This window comes from Phormidium sp. FACHB-592 (assembly GCF_014695795.1).
GTDB lineage: Bacteria > Cyanobacteriota > Cyanobacteriia > Leptolyngbyales > Leptolyngbyaceae > Stenomitos.
In genome coordinates this window covers 109,259-124,075 of sequence record NZ_JACJOZ010000058.1, presented here as the reverse complement: position 1 = coordinate 124,075, position 14,817 = coordinate 109,259, and the positions used below count along the sequence as shown (strand labels likewise).

The window sequence follows — 14,817 nt, the reverse complement described above, 5'->3', positions numbered from 1 at the left end:
CCCAAAAACTGTCCGTGTTAGACTTCGAGCAACATGGCTCACCGGAGCCAGGTAATTGTGATGACGGCAAAACATCCTGAAACGTCTACTTCCAGCACTCAGCTTTACGATCGCGATTTCTACCTCTGGCTCCAGGAGACCGCACAACTGCTGCGGAACGGTGAGTTTGACAGACTTGACATAGAAAATCTGGTCGAAGAAATTGAGAGCATCGGCAGGAGTGACAAACGTTCGATTGAAAGCAACCTTGAAATTGTTTTGATGCACCTGCTGAAATACAAATACCAGCCAGAGCAACGCTCTAACAGTTGGCGCTTAACGATCTTTGAACATCGCGGTCGACTAAGAAAAGCGTTTCGTGAAAGCCCTAGCTTACGTCCTTACGTTACGACTGAGTTTGAGGACTGCTATCGCAACGCTCGGAAAAAAGCTTCGATTGAAACTGGCTCAACCATCGCCACCTTTCCCATCGACTCACCCTTCACGCCTGAACAGGCGCTTGATGAAGATTATTTGCCAGAGTAAGGTTCGAGTGCGATCGATGCAGGACGGCAACTAGAAAGAATGTCATGTAAGTTGACGACTGAGCCAATGACCGCAATCGCGGGTGCCTCAAATTTTGCGTCTTCTACCTGCTGCACAATCGTTCCTAGTGTACCGATAAGTTCTTCTTGTTCCGGTCGTGTCCCCCAACGCACTAGCGCAACAGGTGTAGTGATAGCCAGTCCTGCAAGCTGAAGCTGTTCGGTAATGTATGGCAGGTTGTGGATACCCATGTACACGACGATCGTTTCTGAGCCGTGGGCAATCGCCTGCCAATTCACTGCCGGACGATACTTTCCCGCGCCCTCATGACCCGTAACAAAGGTCACTGATGAGCTATACGATCGATGCGTCAGTGGAATACCTGCATAGGCAGTTGCTGCAATACCTGATGTAATACCTGGCACCACCTCAACCGCAATCCCTGCGTTTATTAAGTCTTCCATTTCCTCGCCGCCGCGACCAAACATAAACGGATCGCCGCCCTTTAACCGCACGACGATCGCTGCCGTTTGTGCCTTCTCAATCAATAGTGGTGTAATCTCTTCTTGCTTCAGCGAGTGCATTCCCCGCCGCTTACCCGCATTGATTTGCTCTGCCCGTGAATTAATCATCGCCAATACTGGCGGGCTGACTAACGCATCGTAAACCACGACATCAGCGCACTCTAGCAGTGTCTTACCTTTTAGCGTCATCAACCCCGGATCACCAGGACCCGCGCCGACTAAATAGACTTTGCCTGTGTGTTGCATGGAGGAGAGGGAAGGGGAGTAAGGAGTAAGGGGATAGGGAAGCAGGGGAGGCAAGGGGGCGGGGGAGCAGGGAAATTTTGGGTTTTGAGTTTTGAGTTTGATATCTGGCTACTGGCTCCTGACTTTTTGCCTTTTACCTTTTGCCTTCTCCTTCATCCTGAGCCAAATCCACAAGCAAATCTGTTAATTCTGAACTTGCAGCAAGGGGTGGCGCGAGGTGGAGTTTGAGGGTCGGAAATTGCTGGGAGAGCGTTGCAACAGCTTGGGCGATCGCGTCGGTGATGCCACCAGCAAAGAGGAAGTACGGCAAAATTCCGATCTGGCGGATGCCAAGCTGGGAAAGTTCTTGCAAGCGAGATTCCAGGCTCGGCGGCACAGACCAGTACGCAGTTAAGGTGCCCAAACGCTCTGCTAAATCTTCTACAGGCTGGTTGCCATTAGGGCGACGGCTACCGTGCGCCAGCACGATCCATGCCTCAAGGGGCTGCTTTGCCATACACTCTGTCACCAGACGATGCAAGCCTGGATGAGAACCGATCGCCGGACGGAGATCAAGCTCGATCGCGTCTCCTAAAGCCTGTTGTGCCAACGCCATTTCTTGTGGAATATCGTCCATCACATGGACACCAGGCAGCAAAAAGAGCGGCAGGATTGCAATTTTGCATGGCTTCGCGCTACCGTTGCTTGCCGTGGTAGCTGACTTCACTCTGTCACTAAACTGCTCGATTTGTTGATGCAACGGCAGTGGGTGACACTCTAAAAAAGCGGTGCCGACTAACGGCGGCTCGCATTCAATCGTTGCCGTGGCGTGTAGCGGTGCGGTGGTGAAATCAGATTGATCGTTGGCGATCGCGCCTTCGCTACCAGTGGCTAAAGAATGCAAACCAGCGTAGGGGATTTTCTGGGCAAAGCGTTCGGCAAGTGCGTCCATGGCAGCTTGGGGACGTGGATCGCGGCTACCGTGAGAGAGGAGCAGATAAGCAGAGGGATAAGACACGATGCAGAGTGCGCTAGTTTTTCAAATGCTACTCAGATTCTATCGTTAGCGATAGGCGTGCTTTAGCCGCAAAGCTAGAAGGACCGTTCAAGCATCAGCTTGACGATCGCGCAAAGATGCTTTCAGTGTTGCCATACGAGCGTCGAACTCTGCTTCTGAAAGGCGCTGCACATTTTTCCCTGGTTCAAAACAGTAGGCGAGGTATTCCATATCGCGCTCAAGTTTGCCCGTTGTGAGATTGGCAAGCAGCACATCCATCCCACCACTGCGGGTTGCAATGACTTTAACGAGGCGATCGTCGATCGCAAAATACCAGGGGAAATCCGTAGCTTGGCTCATATCGTTTTCTTGCTAGCTTTAATCAGCATGATGAGCAATTGTGCAGCTTTGATCTTACAGAAACAGGTATCGAAAGCTCAAATGATCAATTGCTCGATGACTCCCTGCATGTCAGTCAATTAATGCTATTGGATGTGGTCGAATTTGAGCGTTTCAGCCACACTAAGAAAACGATCGTCAGTGGAGCTTGGGTACTCTGTGACAGTAAAAACGTCGAACGTGAAAAACAAGCTGATTTTGTTTGCGACTGGGTTAGTTGTGTTAGCAGCAGGGTCTGCTGTTGGCTACTGGCACCATAGCCAGCGCGAATGGTGTGTACAGTTCACCTCTGGCGGCGGGCAAGAAGTCACCTATAGCCGGGGTTGTCTCAATCGCCAGCGCTACAAGAAGTGGACGCTGACTGCTTCGCGAATAGACATTTAAGACACTAGCTTTGGTGCCAGATCTGGGAAAACGTCTTGCACGGCTGGATGTTTGAGCTGATGCTGGTGGACGTTTAAGCCGTGAGCAAGAGCGGCATTGCGATCGAGCGCCCCAAAGCCATCTTTTGCCAGTTGCAGCACGTATGGCAGCGTGACGTTGTTCAGCGCTTGCGTCGATGTCCAGGGAACCGCTCCAGGCATATTGGGCACCCCGAAATGCACCACGCCTGCCTCAATGTAAGTGGGATGAGAATGAGACGTAGGACGCACCGTTTCGATGCAGCCGCCTTGATCGACCGCTACATCGACAATGACGGAGCCGGGACGCATTTGCTGCACTACCTGTCGCGAAACAAGGATAGGTGCTTTTTGGGCGAGCACCAGCACAGCACCAATCAGCAAGTCAGCAGCAGGTACAACGGCTTCAATCTGGCTGGCACTGCTGTAGAGCAACTCTACTCTGGAACCAAATAGCGTTTCCAGGTAAGCAAGACGATCGACATTAACATCCAAAATTTGCACCTGGGCACCCATGCCAACAGCAATGCGGGCTGCTTCTGTACCCACAACGCCACCGCCCAAAATTACAACTTGACCAGGCTTTACGCCAGGGACACCACTCAGCAGAACGCCACGTCCTCCCTGCTGACGCTCTAGAAAGCGTGCGCCAAACTGGATCGCGAGCCGTCCGGCAATAATGCTCATGGGAGCAAGGAGCGGCAGACGCTTATCCGGCAGTTCAACCGTTTCGTAGGCGATCGCCGTTGTCCCAGAATCCAGCAACGCCTGAGTGAGGGCACGATTGGCTGCCAGATGGAGATAGGTAAAGAGCATTTGCCCCTTCCGGAGATACGGGTACTCGTCTGGTAAGGGTTCTTTCACCTTCACCACCAGTGCGCGATCCCAAGCATCTTTTGAATCCAGCACGATCTGAGCGCCCGCTTGGAGATAGTCAGCATCTGCAAAGCCCGATCCCTCACCAGCACCGCGCTCGACAAAGACCGTATGACCTCGATCGCTCAGGCTTCGGACACTGTTGGGACTTAGCCCCACTCGATATTCCTGATCCTTCGTCTCTTTGGGAACACCGATTTCCATCTGTACCTCATTGGCTTGCCTCTGCTTCTAGCTTAAGCCGATAGCCGCACCGTAGGGCAGCGATCGATGTATTAACGCCCTCTGCCCTTTGCCTTCTGTCCTCTGTGTCCCTCTAGCCGCCGCCAACAATGGTGACAATCTCCAGGCGATCGTCCGTTTGCATTTCGGTTTGCTCCCAAAACTGGCGGTGCAAAATTTCGCCATTGTATTCCACTGCAACCAGGCGCGGATTTAAGCCAAGCTGAGCCAAAAAGTTGGGTAGGGTGGTTTTAGAGTCGCAGGTACGCGGTTCACCGTTAACCTGTAGCGTAATTTGATCTGCCATGAGGTTGAAAGGTAACAGGGAGTTAAAGCACTCTCAGCTTAGGTGGGTTTTGCATCCTCTGACTAGACGTGCCAGTGGAAACATTCTGGTTAAGCGGCTGCAAGACCCTTTGCATCCGCACCAAGCGGATTCAGTACAAGCCAAGCAGGTTATTAGACTGCGCTTTACAACCACTTTTCCATCACGTAATTGATGAAACGTTCACCGCGACAAATGACTTCTTGCTCGTTGACGATCGCAAACCCCATGCGTTGAAAAAAGGGTTTTGCCGTAATGCTTGCTTCAACCGTGAGACGCTTCAGACCCAGAGCGATCGCCTTAGCTTCAATTGCTTGATAAATTTGGCTACCCACACCACAGCGTTGATAATCTTTGTGGCTGTAGAAGCAGTCGATATGACCGTCAGGCTCTAGCTCACCAAAGCCAGCAATAACACCTTCATCATCAGCCACATAGGTGAATCGGCTTGAGCATCGCGTTTCCCAATCTCTGAAGTGAAGATCGTCAGGCGCCCAGGCTTTCACTTGCTTGCTTGAGTAATCGCGACTGTTGATTTCGTGCACTGTTTCATGAAATAACCGTGCGACTGTTTCAGCATCCCGCTTTTCAAACAACCGTATCTTCACATCGTTTCCCTTCTCAACACGCTTGACGTTGTGACCGTGCCCATCTCCTCGCACTCATTCAACTTGCAACATCTCAACTGCTCTCGCTACCAGGACTTGATCGTATAACAAGCAATCGCTTGCTGAATTATTCAGTTGCTTTCACGCGCTGCACCCTTCTACCCTTTCACTCCTTCACCCCTTCACCCTCCTACACCTTCACTTACCGACAAGCTGTGACTTACCATTAAATTGCTGTCTCTCTGCCTATTCTGTAGAGCGGAGCGACCCACAATGGCTGAAACGCATGACCCAACCACCTGGAATTATCCTTCGCGCTGCTGAGGATAGCGACTTACCGCAGATTGTAAATCTCGATCGCCTGGCGTTTGCGCCGTTAAGTACTAACGCTGACATCGAGCGCGAGTGGTATGGGCAGGGGTTGGCATTGCCTGATCGATCGCTCTTTGTAGCGATACAGGGCATGACTGGGTTGGCGGTTGGTAGCTACGCTCAGTTACGCCTGGAAGTTTGCTTTGAGGGGCAGGTGTTGCCTGCAATGGGCATTGCAGCCGTGGCGGTTGCGCCTCACTTTCGAGGGCAAAAGCTAGCCCAGGTGTTGCTAGAACACTCGCTGGCAGAGGCGCAGACGCAACAGTTGCCTCTGATGATGCTGTATCCCTTTCAGCATGGCTTTTATCGCAAAATGGGCTGGGCATGGGTGGGACGATCGCACCAATATCGGGTGGCTGCGCGTCATTTGCCAAATTATATGGAGCGATCGTACATCGTCCCTTATGACCCGTTTCAGCATGAACCGATGCTGCAAGCAATCTATCAGAGAGAAGCTCTGCGCCGTAACGGTTGGCTCAAGCGGTGGGATTGGCAGTGGCAGGCTCGCGTGAAACCCGTAACCGGACGTGAAGTGTACTGCTATGCGGAAGCAGGGGAGCCACTGGGCTATGTCATTGTGCAATTTGCCCGACTGGAACCACCACAGAATGTACTTGCGGCAATCGTGCAGGAATGGGTCGCCCCAACGCCTGCCGCTTACCGAGGCATTCTAGGCTTTCTAGCCTCGCTGCGGGATCAAGTTTCGACGATCGTCTGGAACACATCTGCTGATGATCCGTTTCCCCATCTATTGAGCGAACAACGGCGTGATCCGGCTCTTGCTGCCATTCCTTCCGAGTTTGGCTGGACGCATCATCTGGGCACAATCAATGCTGGTTTTATGTGGCGTTTGGTTGATCTGGAGGCAGCATTTCGTCTTCGCCCAATCACGGCACAGCCACCCTTCACGCTGACCTTTCAGTTGACCGATCCCATTCTGGGCGATCGCGCGATCACGGCTAACTTTGCGGATGGGAAGATGCACCCAACAGTTCAACCTGCCTCAACCGTCGTTAAAACGTCGATCGAGCATTTGACCGAACTGTTTGCTGGCTTTCGTCGCTCGCGCGATTTGCTGTGGACAGGAGAACTGGAAGTGGAGGGCGATCAGGCGTTGCTAACAAACCTCGATAATGCCTGGGCAAGCACACCTCCCTTCTGTTGGGATTTCTTCTAAGGCTTGTGGCTTAAACAACATCGCCATTGCTTCCATAGGGAATGCCTGATGCACGATCGTTTCATGTCCACCTGCCAACCACGACACGGATCGTGCCATCTGCTAGAACTTCCTCTTCTTCTACCGTAAACCCTTGCGCGGGTGCCGTTGCCATAAGCGCATGATAGCCGTAGCGCTGCGTTACCTGGTTTAACCACGGTTGGGAGTACTTACGACGATCGTACTCCGACACAATCGCCTCAAATGTCCCATCTGCCTGCTGCTGAAAGCCAATATCATTACTAGCATTACCCACATACTTACGTCGAATAATAATTTCTGCGGTCTGAGCGCGAACGTCGCCCTGAAAGCCATAGAGATGTTGGGCAGTCTCATGCACCTCAACCTGCTTAAAGCCAACATCTGCAAGCGCTTTTACCAGCGCAGCAGCATCTTTGATTTGAGTCTTGATCGCGGTGAAGTGGGACATGGGAAGGGGAAAGGCTAAAGGGCAAAGGCAGAACAGAAGGGGTAGGGAGGCACAAAAGGCAGAGGTCCGTTCCAAACTCAAAACTTATCACTCATACTTCATCCCTCATTCCTCGCTGAATGGTGAGACGTTTCAGTTCCTCAACAAGCTGTACGTCTTGTGAAGCGGTGCGTGCGCCTGCTTCGGCTGCCCATTGTTTGAGGCGATCGATCTGGTCACGGGCGATGGCGGCGAGGGGAACGGTTTCTTCGATCGATCGTACGATATCTTCTGTAGTGAAGTCTTGCCGTTGTCCGCTGCTGCCGCGTCCAAAGGCTTGATGCATGGCTTCGATAATCACCTGCTCAATTTCAGCACCGCTAAAGTTCTTTGCCTGCCGTGCCAGCAATCCCACGTCAAATTCTCGTAAGCGAGTGGGGCGCAAGCGTTGTAAGTGCACTTTAAAGATATCTTGCCGTTCTGGCTCGGTAGGAAGGTTCAGGAAGAAAATTTCGTCGAAGCGCCCTTTTCGCAGCAGTTCAGCAGGCAGAATTTGCACATTATTAGCGGTGGCAACGATGAAGACGGGGCTAGTCTTTTCTTGCATCCAGGTGATAAGGCTGCCAAACACGCGACGACTAGTGCCCGAATCGCCATCCGAGCCGCTGTTAATATTGCCAAAGGCTTTGTCGATTTCGTCAATCCACAGCACACAGGGCGCGATCGCCTCAGAAAGTTGAATCATCTGGCGCACACGGCTTTCACTTTCACCCACAATGCCGCCAAACAGCCGTCCCGTGTCAAGCCGCAGTAACGGGAGCCGCCATTCATGAGCGATCGTCTTGGCTGAGAGCGATTTGCCTGTGCCCTGAATGCCCACCAGCAGCACGCCTTTAGGATTGCGAATGCCGTAGCGCCGTGCCTCTTCGGTAAACACATCCTGCCGCATCCGTACCCATTGCTTCAGGTTCTCCAACCCGCCCACGCTTTTGAGCGAATCCCGCACGGTGAGAAATTCCAGAATGCCCGTTTGCCGAATAGCCTGTTGCTTTGCCTCTAGCACGCCCGCAATATCGGCTTCACTGACCTGCTGCCTTGCCGCCAGTGCCTTTGCCAAAACGCGCTGAATCCGTATTTCACTCAAGCCCTGACACGCTTTCACCAGTTGTTCTCGCGCCAATCCTTTCACTTTCAGCGCTTCTGGTGCCACTAACTGGGCAATCAAATGATCAATCTCCTGCGGATTCGGCAGCGGAAAATCAATGACGGTGACTGCCTCGGCTAGCTCGATCGGCAGTTCCAGCGTATGGCTGATCAATACCAGGGTCTTGCGGGTGCGCTTCAAGTCTTTCGCAAGATTCTTAATTTCGCGCACGATCGGCGCATTTTTGTCGCTGGCTGCGTTTCTCAACAGTGGATGGAGGTCGCAGAGAACAAAGATAGTGTCTTCATCGGCTGGCGCTTTGCTGATGCGATCGAGCGCTGCCATCACACTGCCTTTCGCCGTGCTGTTATCATTCCAACCACGCACAATGTCCCACAGGAGCACGCTACGAATTGGCTGCGCTTGGGCTGCAACTTGCCGTAAGACTGCCTCAACAGGTTCTTCTTCAACCGCCACGATGTAAAGCAACGGATAGTGTGCCCGCAGCATCAAGTCGAGTTCCTTGATCAAGTCGTAATGCGGAATGAAGGGAGTAGCGGTCAGCTTGGCAGTAGATAGGGGACGATCAAGCATGAGGGGAGAGTGTAACAGACAAACGATCGCCTACTAAGCCTACTAAAATGCTACTAACTTTAAGAAAAACAATGAGATGTAAAACGTTGAAACATTAACGGACTTCAAAGCATTACCTCAAGGATTTTTTGAAGAGGAGTGTTGAAAACTGAAGCTTTTAATGTTAGTTTCTGTTTAACTGAATAGTCAGCCTAATTTGCACTCTACAGTTTAAGTCTATAGCGCTTAAGACAGAGTGAAGAGCGGGGGAACCAAGACCCAAGAGTATGGGGCGCATTTTCAAGGGCACTTTATCTGTATGGTAAAGGCTTTGATGAAGGGTATCTCTCAACCCTAGCCCGACAGCTAACCTCGTAGGCATTGAGAGAAGACTGATTGATGATTGCTCCATAGCGATAGGCTTTGAGATGCCTGTTGTCATGCAGTGTCGGTTTCATCAGACTTCTTGACTGGATATTCAGAAACAGCCAACGTTCTGATGAAATGAGGTGCGATCCATGACATTGCTGCTAGATCTGGCGGTGAATGCCAGTTATGCTACCGCTAATCGTTTTCGTAAAGCTTTTTGGCGCGATACGGTGCTGTTGCCGCTCGCTGGTTTTGCTGGTGTAATTGCTCTCTGGTGGCTGCTTGCAACCATTAGAAGCGAGATTATGCCAACGCCCTGGCAAGCGCTGACGGCAAACTGGGACTACATCATCCATCCGTTTTACAGGCGTGGTCCTGGCAATTTAGGTGTCGGCTGGCTTTTGTTAGCGAGCATTCGCCGTGTACTAATTGGGTTTGTGTTGGGGGCGATCGTCGCTGTGCCGATCGGCTTCTTAATCGGGCTGTATCGTCCTGCCTATCTGGCGCTCAATCCGCTGATTCAAGTGCTTAAACCCGTTTCGCCGCTAGCATGGTTGCCTATTGCGTTAGCTATTTTCAACCTAGCTAATCCTTCTGCAATTTTTGTCATTTTCATTACGTCGCTCTGGTCAACGGTGATTAATACTGCCTTAGGCGTTTCTAGCGTGCCTCAGGACTACATTGATGTTTCTAAAGTGTTAGAAATGCCGCGTTGGCGACAGCTTCTAAAGATTATTCTGCCAGCGAGCTTGAGCTATATTTTCACCGGACTACGCATCAGCTTAGGGGTAGCGTGGTTGGTCATCGTAGCCGTTGAAATGCTGACGGGCGGGGTTGGTATTGGCTTTTTTGTGTGGGATGAGTGGAGTCGCTTAAATCTTAGTGCTGTCTTTATGGCGGTGGTGTTGATTGGTCTCACAGGTTTGGTGCTCGATTGGCTGCTTTGCAAGCTTCAGGAAGCCGTAACCCATAGACCCGCACAATCATAAGCTACTGCTTTTTTAGCATTGCGATTATAGTGATCGCTGGCTCTGAATCTTTAGCATTAAACACTGTTAAACCAACTCTATAAGCTTGCTCTATCCATCAACCTTTCATTAATGGATAGCTAGCGTAGTTATAGGTAGAGGTAGAGGTATTGAGAACGGCTTCATTAAACATGAAATTGGCTGCTAGCTCAGGTTCTTGTAGTTAGCTTTTTCTTTCTCATTTCCCTAGCCATCTTCGTCAATTGTTAGCTTTACGGCTTTGCTAATTGTTAGTTTTAACAACTGCTGTTCCTCATTGAGCAACACATTATGAGTCATCGTAGACGCTGGTCACGGCGCAGTTTTCTCACTGCAACCGGAGCATCCCTGACAGGTGCCGCACTTTTTTCACTGAATATCGATAGCAATCGTAGCCCGTCAGCGCTCACGCCCGAGGCTTTGGCAGTCGAACGTGTGGTGCAGCCCGAAACGTTAGAAAAGTCCAACCTTGTCATTGGCTATGTGCCTGTTAATGATTGTGCCCCGTTTGCGATCGCCTGGAAGAAAGGCTTTTTTCGCAAATATGGCTTAAACGTCAAACTCAACCGTGAAGCCAGTTGGGCAACGTCGCGTGATGGCGTTGTTTTTGGTCGTTTAGATGCGGCTCCAGTAGTTTCTGGCGCTGTGACGAATGCCCGTACTGGAGCAGAAGGTGCCAGGAGTGCCCCAATATGTGCAGCGATGACAATTCATCGGCATGGCAATGCTATCACCATGAACCGAGCCATGTGGGATGCAGGTATACGTCCCTGGCAGGACTACAATGGCAACCTGGATGCGTTTAGGCAGGATTTTCATCGCTACTTCAACAGCCTGCCATCGGAAGAACGCATTATGGCAGTGGTCCTGAGTTCCGCGATCTACGAGTATTTTGTGCGCTATATCGTTGCGGCAGTAGGCATCAACCCACTTGAAGAATTTCGCATCATCATCGTGCCGCCGCCACAGATGTTAGTCAATATGCGAATCGGTGCAATGCAGGCGTATATGGTCGCTGAACCCTGGAACACCCGTGCCATTAAGGGCAACGAAGGCATTGGCTTTACCTTTGCTCAAGGGCGAGAAATTTGGCGAGGGCATCCTGATCGCCTCTTAGCGGTGCAGGAGTCCTTTATCAACGAAAACCCGAAAACCTATCGATCGCTGGTGAAAGCCATGATTGAAGCCTGCCAGTATTGCAGTGATCCGAACAATCGGCAAGAGGTAGCAGAATTAATCTCAGAGCGATCGTTTACTGGTGCCAAACCGAAGATGACTCGCCCTGCCATTTTGGGCAATTACGATTATGGTGGTTTTGACGAGCGATCGCGCGTTGTCAACAAACCGGATGAAACCACTGTTTTCTTTGACATTCCGTCTGAGCTAGCAGCGGCAGAAGGTAACATTGCAGGCAATCATTCGACCTTTCTCTGGCAATCGCAAAGCCTTTGGCTCATGACCCAATCGGCTCGGTGGGGGCAAATTCCTGCGATCCCGCCCCAGGCAGAAAAGATTGCGCGTGAGGCATGGCGTACCGATTTGTATCGAGACATTGCCGCCGAGATGGGGATTGCGTGCCCTAAAGAGGATTACAAAGTTGAACCGGGCACGTTATTTATGGACAACAAATCGTTTGACCCCAGCGATCTGGATGGCTATCTAAAAAGCTTTGAAATTCGTGCCAATCGTCCGACCAATATCTCTCTTGCGTAATTCTCCCTTGCGTAAGACAAGGCAAGCAGACTCTAAATCGTATTCTACAGGAGGTTCTTATGCTTAATGTTTCTCCCCAGCCTGCAAATGAAGTGCGTCCGGATGCTGGGTCTACAGCCTTTCTAGAAATTGAGAATCTCGTTAAAGCCTACCCTAAGCCTCAGGGCGGACACTCAATCGTGCTGGATCACATCAACTTAACGCTCGGCGAGCAAGAGTTTGTGACGATCGTGGGTCATTCTGGCTGCGGCAAATCAACGCTGTTGCGGCTAGTAGCCGGTTTAGAGCCAATCACGCAGGGTAGTATACGACTGGAAGGTCAGCCCATTCGCAAACCGGGCTCTGACCGTATGATGGTGTTTCAGCAATACTGCCTCTTGCCCTGGCTAACAGTGCGCCAGAACATTCGCCTTGCAGTAGACGAGGTGTTTGAGTCGTTACCTGGGGCTCGCAAAGCTGAGCTAGTTAACGCTCATCTAGAAATGGTGAATCTCGTTGCTGCCGCTGAGAAATACCCCGATCAACTGTCAGGCGGCATGAAGCAACGGGTTGGCATTGCTCGTGCGCTGGCAGTGCGGCCCAAGATTTTGCTCATGGATGAACCGTTTGGAGCATTAGATGCGCTGACTCGCAGCAAGTTGCAGCAGCAGGTTCTGAGAATTTGGGAAAGCCAGCGTCAGGCAGTGATGATGATTACCCACGATATTGATGAAGCGATTTACATGAGCGATCGCATTGTTTTGATGACTAATGGACCAGAGGCGACGATCGGCGAGATTCTGCATGTCCCCTTTCCGCACCCGCGCGATCGCATGGCTATTCGCCATGATCCTGCTTATCAACAGCTTCACGCGGCTGCCTTAGACTTTCTCCTCCATCGGTTCGATCGGGACGACTAAGGATCGTGACTTTAATCAATCCGCAAACTGTACGGGCGGGTTTAGCAGACCAAACGGCAGCCTGCAATCGCTTGGACAGCAAAACCCCCTCCTACCAAGGATCGAACTTATTTAATTCCCATTCCTAAGTTGTCTATGTCCTGTACTAATGCCGATAACCAATAAAGTGCTTTAGAGATAGAACATTAGCGCTGTGCAGAGTGCTCAGGCATGGCTCAATTGATGCCTTTTGTTAGACAAGGTTATAAGACTCCGGACAGAAACTAGTCCCTCGACTGAACGCCTCACAGTCTCAGACGTATAATAAAGGCTATTCTCCACTCCCGTGAACTTGTGACTACAACGCCTCTCCCCTCCCAGCTTCAAACGGCAGCCGCTTTACTGCAAAATCGTCCTGATGCATTGGGGCGGTTTGGCAAATTTGGCGGCAAGTACGTCCCCGAAACGCTCATGCCTGCTTTGTTTGAGCTAGAAGCAGCGTTTCAGCGCTATCATGCCGAACCCGACTTCCAACAGGAACTTCAGGGACTCTTGCGAGACTACGTAGGACGACCCAGCCCACTCTATTTTGCTGAACGGCTTACGGCTCACTATGCTCGACCGGATGGCACGGGTGTACAGATCTACCTGAAGCGCGAAGACCTGAATCATACAGGTGCTCACAAGATCAACAATGCCTTAGCACAAGTACTGTTGGCAAAGCGTATGGGCAAGCAGCGCGTAATTGCCGAAACAGGTGCAGGGCAGCATGGCGTGGCAACGGCGACTGTGTGTGCGCGGTTTGGTCTTAAGTGCGTCATTTATATGGGCGTACAGGATATGGAGCGGCAAGCGCTGAACGTCTTTCGTATGCGGCTGATGGGTGCAGAAGTATCACCCGTAGAAGCAGGCACTGGGACGCTGAAAGATGCGACCTCTGAGGCAATTCGAGATTGGGTCACGAATGTGGAGGACACGCACTACATTCTTGGCTCTGTAGCAGGACCGCACCCCTATCCCATGCTTGTGCGGGAGTTCCATGCAGTCATTGGGCAAGAAACCCGTGCTCAATGCCAGGAAAAATGGGGCGGCTTACCAGATATTTTGCTGGCGTGTGTAGGTGGTGGCTCCAATGCGATCGGGCTATTCCACGAATTTATCGACGAGCCAAGCATTCGTCTCATTGGTGTGGAAGCAGCCGGAGAAGGTGTCAATACAGAAAAACACGCAGCAACTCTCACACAAGGGCGCGTGGGTGTACTGCATGGTGCTATGAGCTACCTGTTGCAAGATGAAGATGGTCAGGTAACAGAAGCGCACTCCATCAGCGCAGGACTAGATTATCCCGGTGTGGGACCGGAACACAGCTACCTAAAAGATCTGGGTCGGGCGGAATATTACAGCGTCACAGATGCTGAAGCGCTTGCTGCCTTTCAACGGTTGTCGCAATTAGAAGGCATCATCCCTGCGCTGGAGACGGCACATGCGATCGCCCTACTTGAAATGCTCTGCCCGCAGCTTTCTGGCAATCCTCGCATTGTCATTAACTGCTCTGGTCGCGGTGACAAGGATGTCCAAACCGTTGCGAAAGTGTTGGATCTCACCTGATTGTAGACGGTTGCTTAATCTTGATGTCTTTTGTAACCAGCTGCTTAAATCGGCTGGTTCAGAGAAGTCTAACAGAGCTTCCCCTAATCCTTTAAAAGAGGGGAGGGTTGTAACTTGCGACTGCACAGATTCGTCGATCGTGCCAAAGCGGCATTTCAGCCGTCTCAAGATAAGCGTCAAACCTCTTCTGGGCGACCTTCCTAGAGTGTTTCCTGGTAAAGAACGGACCCCCACATCCTGCCCTCCCGGAACAATGGTGACAGAATCCGCCCAAATGGGTTCAATGCTTAACTCCGTTTTAAGTACGCTTACCAGCTTTGGCATTACCCCCAAAGTCCAGGCGGCAAAATGCTGTAGATGTTCGGAGAGCAACTTGCAAAGATGATCAAATGACATAACTGTGGCTGTATGGCAGATGCCAAAAAG

Annotated in this window: 15 protein-coding genes and 1 riboswitch; of the genes, 7 read left to right on the top strand and 8 right to left on the bottom strand. The window is 51.3% G+C overall.

Features of this window, described 5'->3' with window-relative positions:
- Positions 1–33: 33 nt before the first annotated feature.
- Positions 34–525, top strand: a complete 492-nt coding sequence (locus tag H6F86_RS15870; protein ID WP_242033544.1) for a DUF29 domain-containing protein — start codon at positions 34–36, stop codon at positions 523–525.
- Here the strand turns inward: H6F86_RS15870 and cobA are convergent.
- The 3 genes from cobA to H6F86_RS15855 all read right to left on the bottom strand — a co-directional run bounded on the left by cobA (position 510) and on the right by H6F86_RS15855 (position 2,631).
- Positions 510–1,295, bottom strand: a complete 786-nt coding sequence (gene cobA / locus H6F86_RS15865) for a uroporphyrinogen-III C-methyltransferase (RefSeq protein WP_190449663.1) — start codon at positions 1,293–1,295, stop codon at positions 510–512. The two genes, H6F86_RS15870 and cobA, sit on opposite strands and share 16 nt — an antisense overlap.
- Positions 1,296–1,428: 133 nt before the next feature.
- Entirely contained in the window at positions 1,429–2,292 is an 864-nt protein-coding gene (locus tag H6F86_RS15860; RefSeq protein WP_347240472.1) for a sirohydrochlorin chelatase, read from the bottom strand.
- An 87-nt stretch (positions 2,293–2,379) separates the two neighbouring features.
- Positions 2,380–2,631 (bottom strand): hypothetical protein, encoded by a 252-nt coding sequence (locus tag H6F86_RS15855; protein WP_190449579.1) that lies wholly within the window; start codon positions 2,629–2,631, stop codon positions 2,380–2,382.
- 219 nt (positions 2,632–2,850) lie between these two features.
- Between H6F86_RS15855 and H6F86_RS15850 the strand changes: the two genes are divergently transcribed.
- Positions 2,851–3,054 carry a hypothetical protein gene (locus H6F86_RS15850; protein ID WP_190449577.1) on the top strand — a complete coding sequence of 68 codons (204 nt, stop codon included), beginning with the start codon at positions 2,851–2,853 and terminating at the stop codon, positions 3,052–3,054.
- On the opposite strand, the gene ald is transcribed toward H6F86_RS15850, so the two are convergent.
- The 3 genes from ald to H6F86_RS15835 form a co-directional block, all read right to left on the bottom strand.
- On the bottom strand, positions 3,051–4,151 hold the full coding sequence (gene ald / locus H6F86_RS15845) for an alanine dehydrogenase (RefSeq protein WP_190449576.1): 1,101 nt from the start codon (positions 4,149–4,151) through the stop codon (positions 3,051–3,053). The genes H6F86_RS15850 and ald overlap by 4 nt on opposite strands.
- 112 nt (positions 4,152–4,263) lie before the next feature.
- Positions 4,264–4,476: a sulfur carrier protein ThiS gene (gene thiS, locus H6F86_RS15840; RefSeq protein ID WP_190449574.1), complete on the bottom strand. Its 213-nt coding sequence runs from the start codon at positions 4,474–4,476 to the stop codon at positions 4,264–4,266.
- A gap of 164 nt (positions 4,477–4,640) precedes the next feature.
- Positions 4,641–5,102, bottom strand: a complete 462-nt coding sequence (locus tag H6F86_RS15835) for a GNAT family N-acetyltransferase (RefSeq protein WP_190449572.1) — start codon at positions 5,100–5,102, stop codon at positions 4,641–4,643.
- A 286-nt stretch (positions 5,103–5,388) separates the two neighbouring features.
- Here H6F86_RS15835 and H6F86_RS15830 point away from each other — a divergent pair, with 286 nt between their 5' ends.
- Entirely contained in the window at positions 5,389–6,651 is a 1,263-nt protein-coding gene (locus H6F86_RS15830; RefSeq protein WP_190449570.1) for a GNAT family N-acetyltransferase, read from the top strand.
- 61 nt (positions 6,652–6,712) lie between these two features.
- On the opposite strand, the gene H6F86_RS15825 is transcribed toward H6F86_RS15830, so the two are convergent.
- Positions 6,713–7,120 (bottom strand): DUF1257 domain-containing protein, encoded by a 408-nt coding sequence (locus H6F86_RS15825; protein ID WP_190449568.1) that lies wholly within the window; start codon positions 7,118–7,120, stop codon positions 6,713–6,715.
- A gap of 91 nt (positions 7,121–7,211) precedes the next feature.
- Positions 7,212–8,753, bottom strand: a complete 1,542-nt coding sequence (locus H6F86_RS15820; protein ID WP_190449660.1) for an AAA family ATPase — start codon at positions 8,751–8,753, stop codon at positions 7,212–7,214.
- Positions 8,754–9,049: 296 nt separating this feature from the next.
- A riboswitch (cyclic di-AMP (ydaO/yuaA leader) is annotated at positions 9,050–9,211 on the top strand.
- A gap of 123 nt (positions 9,212–9,334) precedes the next feature.
- On the opposite strand from H6F86_RS15820, the gene ntrB reads away from it, so the two are divergent.
- The 4 genes from ntrB (at position 9,335) to trpB (ending at position 14,391) form a co-directional block, all read left to right on the top strand.
- Entirely contained in the window at positions 9,335–10,174 is an 840-nt protein-coding gene (gene ntrB, locus H6F86_RS15815; protein WP_190449566.1) for a nitrate ABC transporter permease, read from the top strand.
- Positions 10,175–10,483: 309 nt separating this feature from the next.
- Positions 10,484–11,905, top strand: coding sequence for a CmpA/NrtA family ABC transporter substrate-binding protein (locus tag H6F86_RS15810; protein WP_190449565.1), 1,422 nt, complete (start codon positions 10,484–10,486; stop codon positions 11,903–11,905).
- A 59-nt stretch (positions 11,906–11,964) separates the two neighbouring features.
- A complete protein-coding gene (locus tag H6F86_RS15805) occupies positions 11,965–12,804 on the top strand; it encodes an ABC transporter ATP-binding protein (protein ID WP_190449564.1) in 840 nt (279 codons plus the stop codon).
- Positions 12,805–13,137: 333 nt separating this feature from the next.
- The gene (gene trpB, locus H6F86_RS15800) at positions 13,138–14,391 is read left to right on the top strand and encodes a tryptophan synthase subunit beta (RefSeq protein ID WP_190449563.1); all 1,254 of its coding nucleotides are present in this window, start codon (positions 13,138–13,140) and stop codon (positions 14,389–14,391) included.
- Positions 14,392–14,817: the final 426 nt, after the last annotated feature.